The 16588-nt window shown below is 60.4% G+C and carries 15 protein-coding genes; 2 read left to right on the top strand and 13 right to left on the bottom strand.

Annotated elements, in window-relative coordinates; genetic code table 11:
- Positions 1–25 precede the first annotated feature (25 nt).
- Complete coding sequence (locus tag BDD14_RS01865; protein ID WP_242617663.1) at positions 26–2701, top strand: hypothetical protein; 2676 nt, start codon at positions 26–28, stop codon at positions 2699–2701.
- A gap of 206 nt (positions 2702–2907) precedes the next feature.
- Here the strand turns inward: BDD14_RS01865 and BDD14_RS01860 are convergent, their stop codons facing one another.
- The 8 genes from BDD14_RS01860 to BDD14_RS01825 all read right to left on the bottom strand — a co-directional run bounded on the left by BDD14_RS01860 (position 2908) and on the right by BDD14_RS01825 (position 11560).
- On the bottom strand, positions 2908–4515 hold the full coding sequence (locus tag BDD14_RS01860) for an amino acid permease (RefSeq protein ID WP_130417331.1): 1608 nt from the start codon (positions 4513–4515) through the stop codon (positions 2908–2910).
- A gap of 24 nt (positions 4516–4539) precedes the next feature.
- Positions 4540–6051, bottom strand: a complete 1512-nt coding sequence (locus tag BDD14_RS01855) for an APC family permease (protein WP_130422594.1) — start codon at positions 6049–6051, stop codon at positions 4540–4542.
- A 116-nt stretch (positions 6052–6167) separates the two neighbouring features.
- Positions 6168–7079, bottom strand: a complete 912-nt coding sequence (locus BDD14_RS01850; RefSeq protein ID WP_130417330.1) for a glycosyltransferase family 2 protein — start codon at positions 7077–7079, stop codon at positions 6168–6170.
- 75 nt (positions 7080–7154) lie between these two features.
- The gene (gene thiE, locus BDD14_RS01845) at positions 7155–7832 is read right to left on the bottom strand and encodes a thiamine phosphate synthase (protein ID WP_242617662.1); all 678 of its coding nucleotides are present in this window, start codon (positions 7830–7832) and stop codon (positions 7155–7157) included.
- A complete protein-coding gene (locus BDD14_RS01840; RefSeq protein ID WP_165419874.1) occupies positions 7790–8323 on the bottom strand; it encodes a DUF1579 family protein in 534 nt (177 codons plus the stop codon). The genes thiE and BDD14_RS01840 overlap by 43 nt, the downstream gene beginning before the upstream one ends.
- 13 nt (positions 8324–8336) lie before the next feature.
- Entirely contained in the window at positions 8337–9698 is a 1362-nt protein-coding gene (accC, locus tag BDD14_RS01835) for an acetyl-CoA carboxylase biotin carboxylase subunit (protein WP_130417328.1), read from the bottom strand.
- Between the two features lie 222 nt (positions 9699–9920).
- A complete protein-coding gene (gene accB, locus BDD14_RS01830) occupies positions 9921–10439 on the bottom strand; it encodes an acetyl-CoA carboxylase biotin carboxyl carrier protein (protein WP_341273284.1) in 519 nt (172 codons plus the stop codon).
- Between the two features lie 35 nt (positions 10440–10474).
- Positions 10475–11560 (bottom strand): M24 family metallopeptidase, encoded by a 1086-nt coding sequence (locus BDD14_RS01825; protein WP_130417327.1) that lies wholly within the window; start codon positions 11558–11560, stop codon positions 10475–10477.
- Between the two features lie 70 nt (positions 11561–11630).
- Between BDD14_RS01825 and BDD14_RS01820 the strand changes: the two genes are divergently transcribed.
- Complete coding sequence (locus BDD14_RS01820) at positions 11631–12509, top strand: metallophosphoesterase (protein ID WP_130417326.1); 879 nt, start codon at positions 11631–11633, stop codon at positions 12507–12509.
- 20 nt (positions 12510–12529) lie between these two features.
- On the opposite strand, the gene BDD14_RS01815 is transcribed toward BDD14_RS01820, so the two are convergent.
- The 5 genes from BDD14_RS01815 to BDD14_RS01795 all read right to left on the bottom strand — a co-directional run bounded on the left by BDD14_RS01815 (position 12530) and on the right by BDD14_RS01795 (position 16514).
- On the bottom strand, positions 12530–13087 hold the full coding sequence (locus tag BDD14_RS01815) for a DNA-3-methyladenine glycosylase I (protein ID WP_130417325.1): 558 nt from the start codon (positions 13085–13087) through the stop codon (positions 12530–12532).
- Positions 13088–13141: 54 nt separating this feature from the next.
- Complete coding sequence (locus BDD14_RS01810) at positions 13142–13393, bottom strand: helix-turn-helix domain-containing protein (RefSeq protein WP_130417324.1); 252 nt, start codon at positions 13391–13393, stop codon at positions 13142–13144.
- Positions 13394–13538: 145 nt separating this feature from the next.
- Entirely contained in the window at positions 13539–14582 is a 1044-nt protein-coding gene (locus BDD14_RS01805) for a 6-phosphofructokinase (RefSeq protein WP_130417323.1), read from the bottom strand.
- Between the two features lie 41 nt (positions 14583–14623).
- Positions 14624–15667, bottom strand: coding sequence for an MBL fold metallo-hydrolase (locus BDD14_RS01800; RefSeq protein ID WP_130417322.1), 1044 nt, complete (start codon positions 15665–15667; stop codon positions 14624–14626).
- Positions 15668–15683: 16 nt separating this feature from the next.
- The gene (locus BDD14_RS01795) at positions 15684–16514 is read right to left on the bottom strand and encodes an HAD family acid phosphatase (protein ID WP_130417321.1); all 831 of its coding nucleotides are present in this window, start codon (positions 16512–16514) and stop codon (positions 15684–15686) included.
- Positions 16515–16588: the final 74 nt, after the last annotated feature.

Below are 16588 nucleotides of genomic sequence, written 5' to 3'. Positions count from 1 at the left end.
GGTCTCACCCGTCTAAAATGGAACCATGGCAATGCTTTCCGGTGGACTGCGCGCCGCCGCTATCGGGCTCTTGAGTGTCCTTCTCTGCTGCCAGCTCTCTTATGCTCAGGCAGCCGCACGTTTCGATCTCGCAGGCCCGCGCGTCGACGTTCGCGTGACCCGCGGAGATAAAACGCTCCCCATCGCCGCTGTTCCCAACCTGAAGCCGGGCGACAAACTGTGGCTCTTCGCCGATCTGCCCCGCACTCAGTCGGCCCACTATCTGCTCGTTGCGGCCTTCCTTCGCGGCACCACCAATCCGCCCCCCGATAAATGGTTCTTCAAGTTCGAGACCTGGAACAAAAAGGTCCGCGAAGAGGGCGTTACGATTACCGTTCCCGACGACGCCCAGCAGGCCCTCCTGTTCCTAGCCCCCGAGACTGGCGGCGACTTCGCCACCCTCCGCTCCGCCGTCCAGGGACGGCCGGGAATCTTCGTCCGCGCGTCTCAGGATTTATCGGAGGCCGGCTTCGAAGAGGCCCGCATCGAGAAGTACCTTGACTCCATCAAACAGGTCCCTCCTGGCGACCCCAAGGCCCTTCAGGAGCACTCCACCCTGCTGGCCCGCACCCTTAACCTCAAGCCCAATCAGGACTGTTTCAGCCGTCCCGCCGACCAGCAGTACAACTGCCTCACCCAGACCGGAACCCAGACCCTGCTCGACGACGGGCACGGCCAGACAGTCGCCTCACTTCTCACCAACGGCTCTGCCTCCGACTTTATCAACGCCGCCTCCTACACCACCATGGCGGGCGGCGGAATCTACTCCGCCTACGTCGGCGCCGTCGTCGATCTCGTCCGTCTCACGAGCAACCTGCACACAGCACAGTACCAGTACATCCCCGCCATCGCCTTCCCCCAGGCAGAGCAGATGAACCTGCGCCTCAATACTCCGCCGTCCTTCCACAATCCCAAATCAGTCATCGTCATCGGTCTTCCTTCCATCCAGAACGCCGTTCCGCCCCCGCTTCGCGCCTCCAACGCGAAACACGTTACCTGCCTGCTTCAGCCCGCAGTGACTCTGCCAGTTGAGGGTGCTCCCCTCGTCTTCTCTACGGGTTTCGCTCACGACCTCGTCCTGCATGTGAATGGTGGAGCACCACGTCCCGACATCCCGCTCACAGCCGATCCCTTCAAGGGCGGCCTCGTCGTCAACTTGCAGCCTGAGCGCAAGCCGCTTCCGATGCCATCCGGGGATGACGGCAACTCCAAAAAACAGGCAGACACTACTTCTTCAGGCCCGAAGCAGCCCACCGATCCCGGAGCCCCCAAAACTCCCGTCACCGGGACCATCACCGGCTTCTGGGGATTCGACCCTTTCACCGGTCCCACACTTCCCCTCCAGGACATACCAGGAGCCAACTGGAAACTCGCCACCGATTCGGTTTTGATCGCCGGTCGCGATAACCCCCTCACCCTCACCTCCACCGGCACCGCTTGTATCGACTCCATCACCTTCGAGCGAGGAACCGGCCGTGAGGCAGAGGCCCAGTGGAAGCACTCCGATAAGCCCAACGTCGTCGACGTTACGCTCTCTCTGAAATCCGTCGACCCCGGCAACATCCACCTCGACGTCCACCAGTATGGCGGCACCCAAACAGCCGCCGTCACTGCCCAGACCTACTCCGAGCCGGCCCGGCTCGACGCCCTTACCTTCCACGCCGGCGATACCGCCGCCACGCTTACCGGGACCAACCTCGATCAGGTACGCAAGCTCACCCTGAACAACCTCGTGTTTACTCCTATAGGCGACCCTGCCCTCGTTCCAGCTCAGGTCGGCGCCACCCAACACGGCCAGCGCCTTACCCTCTCCCTTCCCGAGTCTACCCAGACCCCGGACGTTCATTCCGGCGATCATCTCACCGCCCACGTCTCCCTGCGGGATGGCCGTACCCTCAGCCTCCCCATCACAGTAGACGCCCCCAGACCCTCTGTAACCCTCCTCAATCGCAGCATCTCCCAGCCCTCGTCCTCGCCCATTCACCTCGCGAACCCCGAGGACCTGCCCGTCACCCAGAAACTTACCTTCTCGCTGCACTCCTCCTCACCTTTCCCGCGTGACGGGAAGATCGAGATTGCCAACGCTGACGAAAGTCTCAACGCTAACCTGACCGTCTCCTCCGGTCTTGTCCTCCAGAACTCCCACACGCTGCTCGGAACCTTCGATCCGCTCAAGACCTTTGGAACCTCCGCCTTCGGCCCAGTGCGTCTGCGCGCCGTCGCCCCCGACGGAACTGCCGGAGACTGGATTTCACTGGCAACCCTCGTGCGTCTCCCGACCCTTCAGGACATCCATTGCCCCAGCGACCCGGCCGCTGCCTGCACCCTCAACGGGTCCGATCTCTATCTGGTTGATTCCGTAGCGCCCGATTCCGGCTTCACCAACCCCGTTGCGGTTCCGGAAGGCTTCGTCGGTGGTTCCCTCTCCGTTCCGCGTCCCCCGAAGTCAGGCTTTTACCTCAAGCTCCGCGATGAGCCGGAAGCCGCAAACATGGTCACCATGCCAATCCAGATCCAGCGAGTCCCTCCGCCACCCGCCGCCGTCGCTCCGCCTCCCACGCCCGCACCGGCCGTAGCTGACCCTCCGCCGGCGTCGACCTCCCCCACCCCCGCGCCTGCAACCCCATCACCGGCCCCCCCGCCGGATCATCAGGCGCCTTAGCGGAACCATCGACCACTGGAGGCTCACGCACGCTACGCTCTCCCTCCGCTGGCGCACACGAGCCATACTCGGTTTCATGCACAAAGAAAGATCCCCGGCACCGGACCGGGGATCTTTCTTTGGAGGAATAAACAGTCGCAATTCGACTTGCAAAGACAGGCACCAATTAACCCAATAGGATCAAGATGTTGTCAAATATATAGAAATTAGCCCTTTATCTTTACCGCGCTCCTCAGCCGCTCTCGAACCTTGCTGTGCTTCACGCTATAGGTGAAGTACACCACCAGGCCGATTGCCAGCCACACGATCAGCCGAGCCCAGTTCAGCCAGCCTAGCTTGATCATCATGTAGCCGTTGAAGAGGATTCCCATGACCGGCACGAATGGAACCCACGGCGTGCGGAACGGTCTTGGCTTGTCCGGTTCAGTCCGGCGCAGCACCATGATCGCGATGCAGACGATGACGAATGCCAGCAGGGTGCCGATATTCACCATCTTGCCGATATCGTCGATGGGAGTCACCGAACCCACAATTCCGGCCAGTGTCCCAACCAGAAATGTGTTCTTGAACGGCGTGCGGAACCGGGGATGCACCTCGGCAAAAAACTTCTTCGGCAGCAGCCCATCGCTGGCCATCGCATACAGAACGCGCGTCTGTCCCAGCAACATCACCAACATCACGCTCGTCAAACCCGCCAGCGCGCCGACGACGATGATGTCACTCGCCCACGTCAGGTCTCGGTCCAGGAAGGCACGCGCGATCGGAGCCTCAATGTTCACCGACTGCCAGGGAACCATTCCCGTCAGCACCGCCGCAACGCCAATATAAAGTATCGTGCAGACGGACAGTGAAGCGATCATTCCGATCGGAAGATCGCGCTGCGGGTTCTTTGCTTCCTGCGCCGTCGTCGAGACTGCATCGAAGCCGATATACGCAAAGAAGATGTACGCGGCCCCCGCGCCAATGCCACTCAGGCCGTAAGGAGCGAACGAATGCCAGTCGTGACCCCAGTTGCCCGGGTGCACATACTTCGCGCCCAGGCCCAGCACAAACAGCACCACCGCTACCTTGACCACAACGATCGTGGTGTTGAACTTCGCCGACTCCTTGATTCCGATTGCCAGAACCGTTGTGATGACCAACGCAATCAGCAACGCCGGAAGATTGAAACCAATCTCGTGGCCAAACAGCACCGGAGCTCCAAGCACCGCATGAGCGCGAGCCGCCATATCCGCGCTCGGCGCCGCCAGCAGCTCGCCCATCTGTTTGATGTACTCCTGCGAGCCCGGCGTGAGCGATCCGAAGTCTGTCGTCATCACCTGCCGCGCCACATGCTCCATCGCCTTGCGCAGCCCGGTCCAGTGATCGTAGGCCAGCCAGAGCGGAAATTTGACGTGAAACACGTCCATCAGTTCGACAAAGTTATTCGACCAGCCCGAGCTCACCGTGCTCGCGCCCATCGCGTACTCAAGCGTAAGATCCCAGCCGATGATCCAGGCGATCAGCTCGCCCAGGGTCGCGTAAGCATACGTATAAGCCGATCCCGCCAGCGGAATCATCGCCGCGAACTCCGCATAACAGAGACCGGCGAAGGCGCATCCCAGGCCGCTCAGCACAAACGAGAGCATCAACCCAGGACCTGCATAGTGAGCGCCAAGACCGGCAAGCACAAAGATTCCCGCACCGATCACCGCTCCCACACCGAGCGCCGTTAGCTGAAACGGGCCCAGGGCGCGCTCCAGCGTATCCTCGCCCTCGGCCTGGGACTCAGTCAGCAGTACATCCATCGACTTTTTTGCGAACAGCATCGACATAATCGTTCTTCGGTTCTCCTTCTTTTACGTCCCGGTCGTTCGTAACTCAGCGGCTTCCGCGTCCACCGCAGCGCCCTGCCGCCTCCATACCAGATACACCGGAACACCGAGCAGAACGATGATCAACCCCGGCCAGGTATATTGAGGTTTGTAACGCAATAGTACAAGACAAATCCACGCAGCTATGATGATATAAAGCCCCGGCAGCACCGGATACCCGAAGGCCCGATAGGGACGCGGCGCATCCGGTCTGCTCCGACGCAGCACAAACAAACCCACAATCGTAAGAATATAGAAGATCAGCACCGCAAAGATCACATAGTCCAGCAGTTGCCCATAGCTGCCGGAGAGGCACAGCAGGCAGGTCCAGGCGCACTGCACCCACAGCGAATTGACCGGCGTCTTCGACCGCTCGTTCAGCTTGCCGACAGACTTGAAGAACAGGCCGTCCCGGCTCATCGCGTAGTACACACGCGCTCCTGCCAGCAACATCCCATTCGCGCAGCCGAAGGTCGAAATCAGAATTGCGGCTGCCATCAGCTTCGCCCCGTATCCGGCAAACGTGCGCTCCATCACGGCCGTCGCGACACGATCCTCGGTCGCGTACTGGATTCCCCGCCCCGTAATCGTTGCCGCGTGCGGATCGCCCAACAGAGGAAGCACATTCAGAAAGACGAAGTTGCAAAGCACATAGAGAAGCAGAACCACTCCCGTCCCTACCGCCAGAGAGAGCGGAAGGTTGCGCTTCGGGTTGCGAATCTCACCCGCCGTAAATGTCACGTTGTTCCACGCATCGGCGCTAAACAGCGAGCCGACCTGAACGATCGCCAGGATCGTCAGTACCCCCACGTACTCGCTTCCACCCAGCTGCGAGGCGTGGAGTGAATGCCATCCGGCGCCTGCCCAGAAATTCCGCCAGCCCTCGCCGAAGTTGGCACCAATTGCCGTAGAATCGCGCACGATCAAACCCACCAGAACCACCGCAGCCAGCGCCAGTACCTTCGCCGAGGTAAAGAGATTCTGCACCGCAGCACCCATCTTCACACCCTTGGTGTTCAGAAAGGTCAGCAGGATGATGATCACGATGGCAACGAGGTTGGCGGTGTTCACGCCCAGGTCCATGTTGCCGAGGATCATTGGCCCCACATGCCACGCCGGAACGTGCCCGATGTGCCATAGCCAGTGGCTGGTGTTGATCGACGGAAAGAAGACGCCCAGAAATTTTCCAAACGCAACGCCCACCGCGGCGATCGTTCCCGTCTGGATCACAAGAAACAGCGTCCATCCATAAAGAAATCCCCACAGCGGCCCCAGCGACTCACGCAGATAGACATACTGTCCACCGGCCTTCGGCATCATCGCCGCCAGCTCGCCATAGCTCAACGCGCCGATGATGGTCATCACCGCAGTCACCAGCCACGCGGCAATCAACAGAGCCGGCGAGCCCAGAAGACGCGACATATCCGCAGGAACGATGAAGATACCCGATCCAATCATCGAGCCCATCACAATTGCCGTCGCGGAAAACAGCCCCATCCCCTGCACAAACTGCGGTTGCGGCGCGGAGGTCCCGTCAGGTTGCTTCTCAGAAGTCTTCACGTTGCTGTCTGTTCTATCCCAAATGACGCAGAAAGTCTCGCAACATCTCGCAGCTAGGTCCGCATCAGCGTCACCGCGAAGAAACGAAAGCGTTCCGGAGCCCAGAACGGCGATGGCCATTCGAGCACCGACCTCTTCATGTATGCCCGCTCAGTGGTCTTGTCGCCCGCCGCTCGGGCCGTCAGACACGCCTTGAACGCCTGGTAGCTGATAATCCGGCGCCTCCACAACGACCGACGCAACCCGGTCATGTCCGCCAGCAACGTATCGTCCAGCATCTTCATAAAGTCTTTGTACATGTGGTTCGCATCGCCGCTCAGCCCGCCCGCGCTCGAGCGATAGTCCGTCAAAGGCTCAGGACACACACAGAAGTGCCCCTTGGTAATGAGGCGGAACCACAGGTTCCAGTCTTCGCTCCCCAGTTGCCGCTCGTTGAAGCCCCCTCCCAGCTCTTCGAGTGCAGAACTGCGCAGCAGCACCGACGAGGGCGGCACCCCTGGATTGCACCAGCGCAGCGTGGGCCACAGGGTAGTGTGATCCACCGGCTTCAGGTCGATCAGGTGCTCCCCCTCATCGCTCATCACGCGCAAGCCGGTGTAGTTCCCCACAGCATCCGGATGCTGTCGCAGCACGTTAACCTGTGTCGAGATCTTCTCCGGCTCCCACCAGTCGTCGGCATCGAGAAAGGCAATAAACTCTCCGGTCGCGATTCCGAGCCCCGCATTCCTCGCCTTTGCCGGGCCACCATTCTGCTGACGAAGCAGCGTCACCTGATCGCGATACTCGGTCTCGACAATCTGCCGCGTAGCGTCCTTCGATCCATCATCTACCACGATGATCTGGGTAACCGGGTAGGTCTGCCTCAGGATGCTGTCGACAGCCCTGCGAATAAATCTCTCCCCGTTGTAGACCGGAATCACGACCGTTACTGTTCCCTCGACTACCTTCTCCGCGCTGAGGCCCATCGTTCCTGCTCTCCTGTGCCGATTCCGCTCCAGCCGAAGAATAGCAAATCGCGTCCGAATCCCAACGAGTCGAAATCAAGGCCCGACCGGCGGCATCGCGCTCAGGAACCTCCGCACCAGCATCCCGGCAGCCTCCCCGGGCTCAAGAAGGGCTCCGATCACCGCGACACTATCGGCCCCGGCCTCAATCACGCTGGCCGCGTTCTCCAGCGTAATCCCGCCGATCGCAACCAGGGGCCGCTGCGTGAGCGACCGGGCTCGGCGTACCCCATCCAATCCCACCACCGGATCCGGGTTTCGCTTCGAGGAGGTAGCAAAGACCGGACCAATGGCGATGTAGTCCGCACCGGCGGCGTCGGCGATCCTCACCTGCTCCTCCGTATGCGTCGAGCACCCTACAATCGCGTCTCCCGGCACAGCGGCGCGGGCCTCGCCGAGAGCGACATCCCCCTGTCCCACATGAACTGCATTCCAACCCACGAGCCCCGCCAGTCGAGGAGAGTCGTTCATCACCAGGGTGGCTTTTCTGCCCTGAAAGATATCGGAAATCGTCCTCGCGTGACGCAGAATCTCTTCTTCGCCCCCCACCTTGTCGCGATACTGCACCAGCGTTACCCCGCCGTCGCGCAGCTCTTCGACAAACCTGCGCAACGCAACACCCCGGCTCGTCAGCGTCTCCGCGTCCACAATGGGATAGAGGCGAGGCAGCCTCAGGGTGCGCGGTGGTAATTGACCTCGATCAGTTTGTCCCACTTCGTTCCTTCAGAGTTGGTAAAGAGCGTCCACACGTAATGGTCAGGGTCCACGCGATGGACCTCGGTGCGAAAGTGCAGGCTGACGCCGTTGGCCAGCGTCATCTGAAAATCATAGAGCTGGTCGCCGTTCGGTTGCGGATCGACGGTCCCACGGATCGACTCCCCCTCTGGAGTCACATACCAGAATGCAATCGCCTTTTGCGCCGGATCGTAGGCAAACATGCCTTCATAAACCAGAACCCCATCGAAGCTGGTCTCCAAAGACATCGTGCGCCCATTCATCTGCGGCGTATAGCGAGTATCGATCTTCGAAACCCTGTCCGTGCCAGGTGACTTCGCCTCGGCAACCCAGTGGCCCGTCATCCATGCGATAGGCTCCAGCGGCGAAGGCTCAGGCCGAGCCTTTGGAGGCTGCCCCACCGGAAGCTGGGCAGAGGCGATCAGCGTCCCCAACAGCATCATCGCCGCCAGTCTTACCGCTCGCCTCACGACTCTCCTCCGTTTAGCCCTGCGCGTCCTTCTGGCGCTCCAGAAAGCGCTCCATGAACTTCGTATCGAACTTGCCGGCCCGAAACTCTTCATCCGCAAAGATACGCTGATGCAGCGGAATCGTCGTATGGATTCCCTGCACCACAAACTGGCTCAGAGCGCGCTGCATCTTGTTCATCGCCTCTTCGCGATCCTTCCCGTGGCAGATCAGCTTCGCGATCATCGAGTCATAATAAGGTGGCACAACGCCTTCGGCATACTGCGCCGTATCCACCCGCACCCCGTTCCCCCCAGGAACATTGAACGCCGTAATCCTTCCAGCGCTCGGCGTAAACTTCTCCGGGTGCTCGGCGTTGATGCGGCACTCGATCGCATGGCCGCGAATCTCCACCGGCCCCGGCACGATGGCGTTCAGCTTCTCCCCCGCCGCGATCCTCAACTGCGCCTTCACCAGATCCACACCCGTCACCATCTCCGTAACGCAGTGCTCCACCTGGATGCGCGTGTTCATCTCGATGAAGTAGATCTTGCCGTCCTCGTCCATCAGAAACTCAATCGTTCCCGCATTCCAATAGCCGATGTTCTCGAGCGAGCGCTTGATCGTCTTACCCAGCTCCTCGCGCAGCTTTGGAGTCACCATCAGGCTCGGCGCCTCTTCAATCAGCTTCTGATGCCGCCGCTGGATCGAGCACTCGCGCTCACCCAGGCTCATCACATTGCCATGCTCGTCGGCCAGCACCTGGAACTCGATGTGGCGCGGGCGCTCGATGAACTTCTCCATGTACATATCGCCGTTGCCGAAGGAATTCATCGCCTCCTGCGTGGCCTGTTCGTAAAACTTCGGAAGCTCCTCTGCGTTTCGACAAATTCGCATTCCTTTACCGCCGCCACCCGCTACTGCCTTTAAGATCACTGGGTAGCCAACGCTCTTTGCCCACTCCAGCGCCTCGCCCTCATTCGCGATCACGCCGTCCGAACCGGGTAGAATCGGGACCTTCGCCTTCTTCATCGTCTGCCGCGCCGTCGACTTCTCGCCCATCATGCGCGTCACCTCCGGCGGAGGCCCGATAAACTTGATATTCGAGGCGCGGCACACCTCCGCAAAGTTGGCGTTCTCGCTCAACAGCCCATAGCCGGGATGAATCGCATCCACGTCCGTAATCTCGGCAGCCGAGATCACCGCCGGTACATTCAGATAGCTCTCCGCCGACCGCGGCGGTCCAATGCAGATCGCTTCATCCGCAAACTTCACATGCAGCGAGTTCCTGTCCGCCTCGCTGTATACCGCAACCGTGCGGATGCCAAGCTCCTTGCACGCGCTGATCACGCGCAGCGCGATCTCCCCACGATTTGCAATCAGTACCTTCCGAAACATAAATGCAGATGCCTTCCGTCGAACCTTGAACCCCTTCTGGAGAGGGCCGTCATTCCAAACTCAAAACCGTCCTTGCAAACGCAATGAACTGTCACAAAGATCCGTCACTGCGACTCAACAAACCGTCATTGCGAACTCAACAACCCGTCACTCTGAGCCGCAGGCGAAGAATCTCAGTAGTTTGCTCGCGGCTGCTATGCCTTATCCTCGATACGAAACTCTCTATCGCGGCCGGATCTCAAACAGCGGCTGGCCGTACTCCACCGGCTGCCCGCTCGAGGCGATTCTTCTGACGACCTCGCCGGCGATGTCCGACTCAATCTCGTTCATCAGCTTCATCGCCTCCACGATGCAAAGTACCTGTCCCACCTCCACCTTGTCCCCCACCTGAACGAACGCCGACGCGCCAGGAGCAGGCGACTCATAAAAAGTCCCCACGATGGGCGACTTCACCTCGTGCAGCTTCTCCGTTGCTTCAGCAGCAGGTGCAGCAGCAGTCGTCGCTGCAGAACTCCCGGAAGCAACCGGGGCCAGCGGCGCCTGGCTCGCAGGAGCCGAACCGATAAGCCGGCTCAACTGGGCCAGGTCAATCCCTCCGGAAACTGCTGCCGGGGCGGGCTCTCCCGCGAACTTGATCCGTACCTTCAGGTCCGCCTGTTCCATGTCGAATTCTGCGATCTCGTTCGCCTTCAGAAATTCGACCAGCTCGCGAAGCTCCTGCATCTTTGTTCCGTCCATCATCTCTCCCGTGCCTGTTGCGGCACTTCTATCGTTGTTTATAGCTCGACCCAGGCTTTTACGCTCGGCGTCAGAACCTCGTATCCACCGGCGGTTACCAGAACCATGTCTTCGATCCTCAGACCGAACCGTCCCGGCATATAGACTCCCGGTTCGATCGTAATCACCATCCCAGCCTCGAGCCTCTGCGTCTGCTTTGCAGCAAGCCTGGGACCTTCGTGGATCTCCAGCCCCACGCCATGACCCGTCGAGTGGGTAAACCATCCGTCGAGTCCGGCCCGACGAAGAACGCTTCGCGCCGCCTCATCGACCTCGCCCGCCGTCACACCTGGAGCGACGGCGGCAACCGCAGCCTCCTGCGCTTCCAGAACCGCATCATACACGTCTCGCTCTTCCCGTTGCCCGCGCCCAAGGTGAACGGTGCGGGTCATATCGCTCATATATCCGTCCAGCACCACGCCAAAATCCATCGTGACAAAGCCCCGCTTCGGCAGCCTTGCACTGCTCGCCCGCCCATGAGGAAGCGCGCTGCGCTCGCCGCTGGCCACGATGGTCTCGAAGGACATCGCTTCGGCGCCCGCCTTTCGTGCCTCATATTCGAGCGTCGCTGCCACCTCTATCTCAGACAATCCAGGTCTGAGGTAGCCAAGCATTCCGTCGAACAGTTCGCAGCCCAGCTTCGCCGCTGTGCGTATCTTCGCAATCTCGTCCGCATCCTTCACCTGCCGCAGCTTCGCAACCAGGGGATCGACCGGTGCGAACATCGCGCGTCTCAACTTCGCCGGCACAGCCTTGCGCATCGACTCCAGTGCGGCAACCGTCGTCTGGGTCGCATCAAAGCCGCAACGCTTCACTCCGGCCTCGATCATCCATTCACAGGCCGCCATCACCGCAGGCTTGTTCGCAATCACAACCCGCGTTCCCGCCGCCTCCGCCTTAGCCTGGGCCGTGTATCGCCCATCGGTAAAAAGAACGGCTCTTCCGCCGGTCAACACCAGAGCTGCGTTCGATCCGGTAAAGCCGCATAGATAGCGAACGTCCGGCAGGTTGGTTACCAGCAAGCCATCCACCCCGGCAGTTTTGGCCGCCAGGGCCGCTCGCTTCTTCCGCGTCTTAAAGTTCATCCTTTTGATTCTACTCAACCAGGGGCCTCACAACGTAGTCTCCAGTCTCCTCGAACCGTTATCATGAGCTATGCCCGTTGGCTTACGCGAATCCTCGCCGCCTGCTATTACCCGTCGCAAGTTCATTCTTGGCTCCGGCCTCACCGCCGCTGGCCTTGCCGTCTACGCAGGCGCGATCGCGCGACACGAGATCGACCTCGTCGAAAACCCCGTCCCCATCCGCAATCTTCCCTCTGTCTTCGACGGTTTCCGTATCGTTCAGATCTCCGATATCCACCTCGACGAGTTCACCGAGCCCTTCTTTCTTGAACATGTCGTCAAGCGCGTCAACCGCCTCGCACCCGACCTCGTCCTCGTCACCGGAGACTTCGTTACCCGGGGCTCCCTCACCTTCATCAGCAGCCATCATGCTGCCTACCGCTGCGCCGAGATTCTCAGCACGCTCCAATGCCCTCAGGTCTATACCATTCTCGGCAACCACGACGTCGGGGTCGGCGCTCCGCTCGTCATCGGCGCACTGCGATCGTTCAAAATCCCTGTTCTCGTCAATGAGCACATCCCCATCGAGCGGGGCAGCTCTCGCTTCTGGCTTTGCGGTTCCGACGACGCCGGAACCCGCCGGCCCGACCTCGATCTGACCATCCCGGAGAACCCCGACGGCCCGTTGATCCTCATGATCCACGAACCCGACTATGCCGATCATGTCGTCAAGCACCCGCGCGGAAATCTCGTGGATCTGATGCTCTCCGGCCACTCCCACGGCGGACAGGTACGGGTTCCCTTTTATGGCCCGCTGATCCTGCCGCCCATGGGACAGAAGTACGTCATGGGCCGCTTCCAGTTCGGTAACATGCAGCTCTACGTCAACCGCGGAATCGGTACTGTCGGGCTCCCCTTCCGTTTCGACTGCGCTCCCGAGCTCACCATCCACACCCTTCGGCCCGCCTAGCGCGAGGCGCCTGGAGATCGTTATTTTTTCTTTCGCCGAAAGCAGGTCGGCGCGTGATCGTCCACCACGCCCGTAGCCTGTAGCCAGGCATAGACGATCACAGGTCCAACAAATTTGAATCCGCGCTTCTTGAGCGCCTTCGACATCTCCTCGGAAAACTCCGTCTTCGCCGGAACCTCGCCTGTGGTGTTACGAATCGGCTTACCCCCAGCCATTCCCCACACAAATTTCGAGAAGTCCTCGCCTTCGTCGCGCATCTTCAGGTAAGCCCTGGCTCCGCCGATCGTCGCCTCGATCTTTGCCCGCGAACGGATGATTCCCGGGTCTTCCAGCAGGCGCTTTACATCCGCTTCCTTCATCCGCGCCACCTTCTCGGGGTCAAAGTTATGGAAGGCCTTGCGGAATGCCGGGCGCTTGCGCAGGACTGTGATCCACGACAGTCCCGCCTGGAAGCCGTCGAGCATCAGCTTCTCCCACAATGCTCGGCTGTCCTGTTCGGGTACGCCCCATTCTTCATCGTGATACGCCTGCATCAGCGTATCGTTCTGCGCCCAGCTGCAGCGAACAATCTCTTTCATGGAAGCATTGGATTCCTCAACAATCCCGTAGGCGTCAGGAAGATAGGGAAGAAATCAGCGAGCCCGGCCCGCCGGCTTCTTCTCCTTCGGAGCTACCACCACCGGTACCTGGGGCTTCACCCCGCTCTTCTCATCCATCCAGGCGTCCAGCAGCGTCTTTTTGAACCGCCACCGGTTCCCCAGCTTGAATGCCGGAATGAAGCCCTCCGAAGCGTAGCGATACAACGTGTCTCCGCTGATACCGAGATACTCCGACGCCTGCCGGATATCCATCACCTCACGCGGTGCTATCTGGACCTGTGCCATCGGACGATACCTCCACAACTCCCGAAAGAAAACCCACGAAACAAGAACAGCCCGGCTTATCTCGGCACACTCTTTGTATTCCTATTCCTCCGTCCTTTCAATCAAATTCTCAGCTATTGCCTACTAAATAACTGATAACTCATCACTAAACAGCTTTCGCCGGAGGCTGAAGACTCTTCATGACCTCCAGCAGATCATCAGTTACCGTCCGTGTCTTGGCAATCGCATCGGCCAGAGGAATATCCGAGATCTGCGTCCCCTTCAGCACCACCAGCCGCCCGAATTTGCCCGCATGAACCAGGTCGATCGCCGCCACACCATACCGCGTCGCCAGCATACGGTCGTAGGCCGTCGGCGTGCCTCCCCGCTGCGTATGCCCCAGGTTCACGCTGCGGGTCTCGTATTTGGTGCGCTTCTCGATCTCCTCGGCCAGCGCCTGCCCAATGCCGCTCAGCCGCGCATGCCCGAACGCGTCCACCGCCGTCCCGTGAGTGGCCTGTCCCGCCTCGGGAAGCTGCGCTCCCTCCGCCACCACGACAATCGAAAACTTCTTTCCATGCTCCCGCCGATAGGTCACCAGCCGGCACACCTCGTCGATATCTATTGGGACCTCCGGCACAAGAATCGCGTCCGCTCCGCCCGCGATTCCGGCCGTAATCGCGATCCATCCCGCATCGCGCCCCATCACCTCCACCACCAGCACGCGATTATGCGCCTCCGCAGTCGAGTGCAGCCGGTCCACCGCCTCCGTCGCGATGGTCACCGCCGTATCGAACCCGAAGCAGACATCGGTTCCGCTCAGGTCGTTGTCAATCGTCTTCGGAACCCCGACGCACTTCACGCCACGCTCGCTCAGCTCCAGCGAGATCGACTGCGTATCATCCCCGCCAAGGGCAATCAGCGCATCCAGCTTGTTGCTCGCGATCACCTCCAGGCACTTCTCGAACCCACCCGGAATCTTCTTCACATTCGTTCGCGACGAGCGCAGAATCGTTCCGCCCTTCTGCAGAATCCCCGAAGTCGTCTCAAGCGTCAGCGGCATCGTCACATTGTCCAGAACCCCGCGCCATCCCTCCATGAACCCAACAAACTCGTCCCCATGGTGAAGAATGCCCTTTCGCACCACCGCACGAATCACGGCGTTCAATCCCGGGCAATCCCCTCCACCCGTCAACATTCCAACACGCATCGCATCTCCTTTTCTATGACGGCAGCATCATACCGCAGCTTTCATCGCCACCACTCCGACCGCACCGCCGTATCTCGAACCACCTCCGTGGGAAGCCCCGGCTGAGGAACCCACAAGGCAATCCCCTTCTCATCGGCGATCTCGCACACCTGTTCGATCGGCTGCTTCCACCCATGAAGCGCCAGGTCGAACAGTCCCCAGTGAATCGGCATCAACAGTCCTTTTCCGCCCAGCGCCTCGAACGCCTGAACCGCACCCTCCGGCCCCAGGTGAATGTCCTTCCACAGCTCGTTATAGGCGCCGATCTCGAGCATCGTCACATCGAACGGGCCATACACGCTTCCAATCTCCGCAAACCCCGGCCACCAGCCCGAATCGGCCCCATAGTAAACGTTGTGGACCGGTCCCTTCAGCGCGAACGACGACCACAGTGTCCCAAAGCGGTTGAACATGCTGCGTCCCGAAAAATGCCGTGATGGAAGTGCCGTAATGCTGAGTGACGCATCACCTAGGCTCTCCGTCCAGTCGAGCTCCGTAATCCTCCGGCGCTTCACGCCGTACTCTTCCAGAATCTCGCCTACTCCCAGCGCGGTCACCCACTCCGTCTCCCGCATCGCCGCCATGCCCGCCAGAGTCCTGATCGTCGATTCCCCAAGATGATCGTAGTGGTCGTGCGAGACCACTACCACATCCAGCGAAGGCATCTCTTTCAGCTTCAGCGGAGCGGCAAAGAACCGCTTTGGCCCCGCCCACCGCAGCGGAGAGGCACGCTCATCCCACACCGGGTCCAGCAGCACCCGCATCCCATCCATCTCCACCAGCGTCGAGGAATGTCCCATCCACGTCAGCCGCAGACCGCTTGCCGGCGGAGTGGCGTACACACCCGCATCCGTGCGGAACGGCCCCAGCGGCCTGCGCGGAGACTTCTCTTCCTTGTTGTTGAGGTAAAGAGGAAGCGCCTTCCGCATCGTCTCCCACCCACCCACCGACGTCGGCAGAGGATTCAGAAATCGCCGCTCCTCGAATATGGCCCTTCGAAGCAGGCTCTTCGCCTCTTCTGCCTCCTTGGGGTCTACAGACTCCATCGTTCCACCTCCACGATCACGGCAGATAATAAAACGGATTCGGAAGCTTGACACTTGTCTCGCCCTTCGCCACTCCGTTCAGATCGCTCCACTGATCCCCCATGTTCAATACGATGCGGTACCCCGCATCCACGATCTTCTGCCGCTCCTGGCCCTTATACTCCACCGTCGCCATCTGTTTCTGCGGGCCCACGCGCAGCGCCAGCCCCTTCCATCCCTTGAAGCCTGAAAGCTCGAGATTCTTCGCCGTCGCCTCTCGAAGCTCATCCCACCGCCCCGTGATGAAAAACACCTCCAATCCTGCCGAGCGTGCCTTGTTGAACAGATGCACCGTCCCCGGAATCGGAACCGCGGCCTCCGGCGTCATCAGCCACCGGTTCATCGGCTCAATCAGAAACCCGTAGTCCTCGCGGCGTATCTCGCAGAATCCCGACATCGACGTCTCGTCGATATCCAGTACCACCGCCAGCTTCTCTCCCGCCTTCTTCAACGCGATCACGCGGTCCAGCACTGCCTCGGCTCTCCTTGTCTGCGCATCCAGGTCGGCCCAGTAGCACCCTCCGCCCCCAACGCACTCCGCATAATCCGCCAGTCGATATCGCTCGACTCCGAAGTTTCCAATCGGCTCCGCCGCTACCAGCACCGTCGGGTCCGCCGCTGCAGCCTCCGCCGTCGCCTGAATCTGCTCCGCCGTCGGCCGTTTCGCCGGAGTCAAAGTCGCCGCCCTGCTCCCGTCAGCCACCAGACAATTTGGCGGCCCCACCGGCGTCGTCGTCGAAACCGTCTGGCACATCCCCATCGATGCCGCCAGCCAAACCACGCTCAGCAGTCGAACCGCTCCCCTCATCTTGCCCTCCGTAGCAATTTCTTAGCGTAAGATTGCTCGACAGCACGTCCGATGCTAAACCACAGTCCAAATCC

The sequence above is a fragment of the Edaphobacter modestus genome, from assembly GCF_004217555.1.
Classification (GTDB): domain Bacteria; phylum Acidobacteriota; class Terriglobia; order Terriglobales; family Acidobacteriaceae; genus Edaphobacter; species Edaphobacter modestus.
This window is presented reverse-complemented; position numbering and strand designations above follow the sequence as displayed.

Bases quoted from the DNA above. Each gene is read 5' to 3' on its own strand.
- BDD14_RS01800 (WP_130417322.1), bottom strand. From the start codon at position 15,667: ATGGAGTCTGTAGACCCCAAGGAGGCAGAAGAGGCGAAGAGCCTGCTT.
- BDD14_RS01795 (WP_130417321.1), bottom strand. From the start codon at position 16,514: ATGAGGGGAGCGGTTCGACTGCTGAGCGTGGTTTGGCTGGCGGCATCG.
- BDD14_RS01855 (WP_130422594.1), bottom strand. From the start codon at position 6,051: ATGGGGCTGTTTTCCGCGACGGCAATTGTGATGGGCTCGATGATTGGA.
- BDD14_RS01805 (WP_130417323.1), bottom strand. From the start codon at position 14,582: ATGCGTGTTGGAATGTTGACGGGTGGAGGGGATTGCCCGGGATTGAAC.
- BDD14_RS01865 (WP_242617663.1), top strand. From the start codon at position 26: ATGGCAATGCTTTCCGGTGGACTGCGCGCCGCCGCTATCGGGCTCTTG.
- accB (WP_341273284.1), bottom strand. From the start codon at position 10,439: ATGATGGACGGAACAAAGATGCAGGAGCTTCGCGAGCTGGTCGAATTT.
- accC (WP_130417328.1), bottom strand. From the start codon at position 9,698: ATGTTTCGGAAGGTACTGATTGCAAATCGTGGGGAGATCGCGCTGCGC.
- BDD14_RS01825 (WP_130417327.1), bottom strand. From the start codon at position 11,560: ATGAACTTTAAGACGCGGAAGAAGCGAGCGGCCCTGGCGGCCAAAACT.
- BDD14_RS01810 (WP_130417324.1), bottom strand. From the start codon at position 13,393: ATGGCACAGGTCCAGATAGCACCGCGTGAGGTGATGGATATCCGGCAG.
- BDD14_RS01860 (WP_130417331.1), bottom strand. From the start codon at position 4,515: ATGTCGATGCTGTTCGCAAAAAAGTCGATGGATGTACTGCTGACTGAG.
- BDD14_RS01850 (WP_130417330.1), bottom strand. From the start codon at position 7,079: ATGGGCCTCAGCGCGGAGAAGGTAGTCGAGGGAACAGTAACGGTCGTG.
- BDD14_RS01820 (WP_130417326.1), top strand. From the start codon at position 11,631: ATGCCCGTTGGCTTACGCGAATCCTCGCCGCCTGCTATTACCCGTCGC.
- BDD14_RS01815 (WP_130417325.1), bottom strand. From the start codon at position 13,087: ATGAAAGAGATTGTTCGCTGCAGCTGGGCGCAGAACGATACGCTGATG.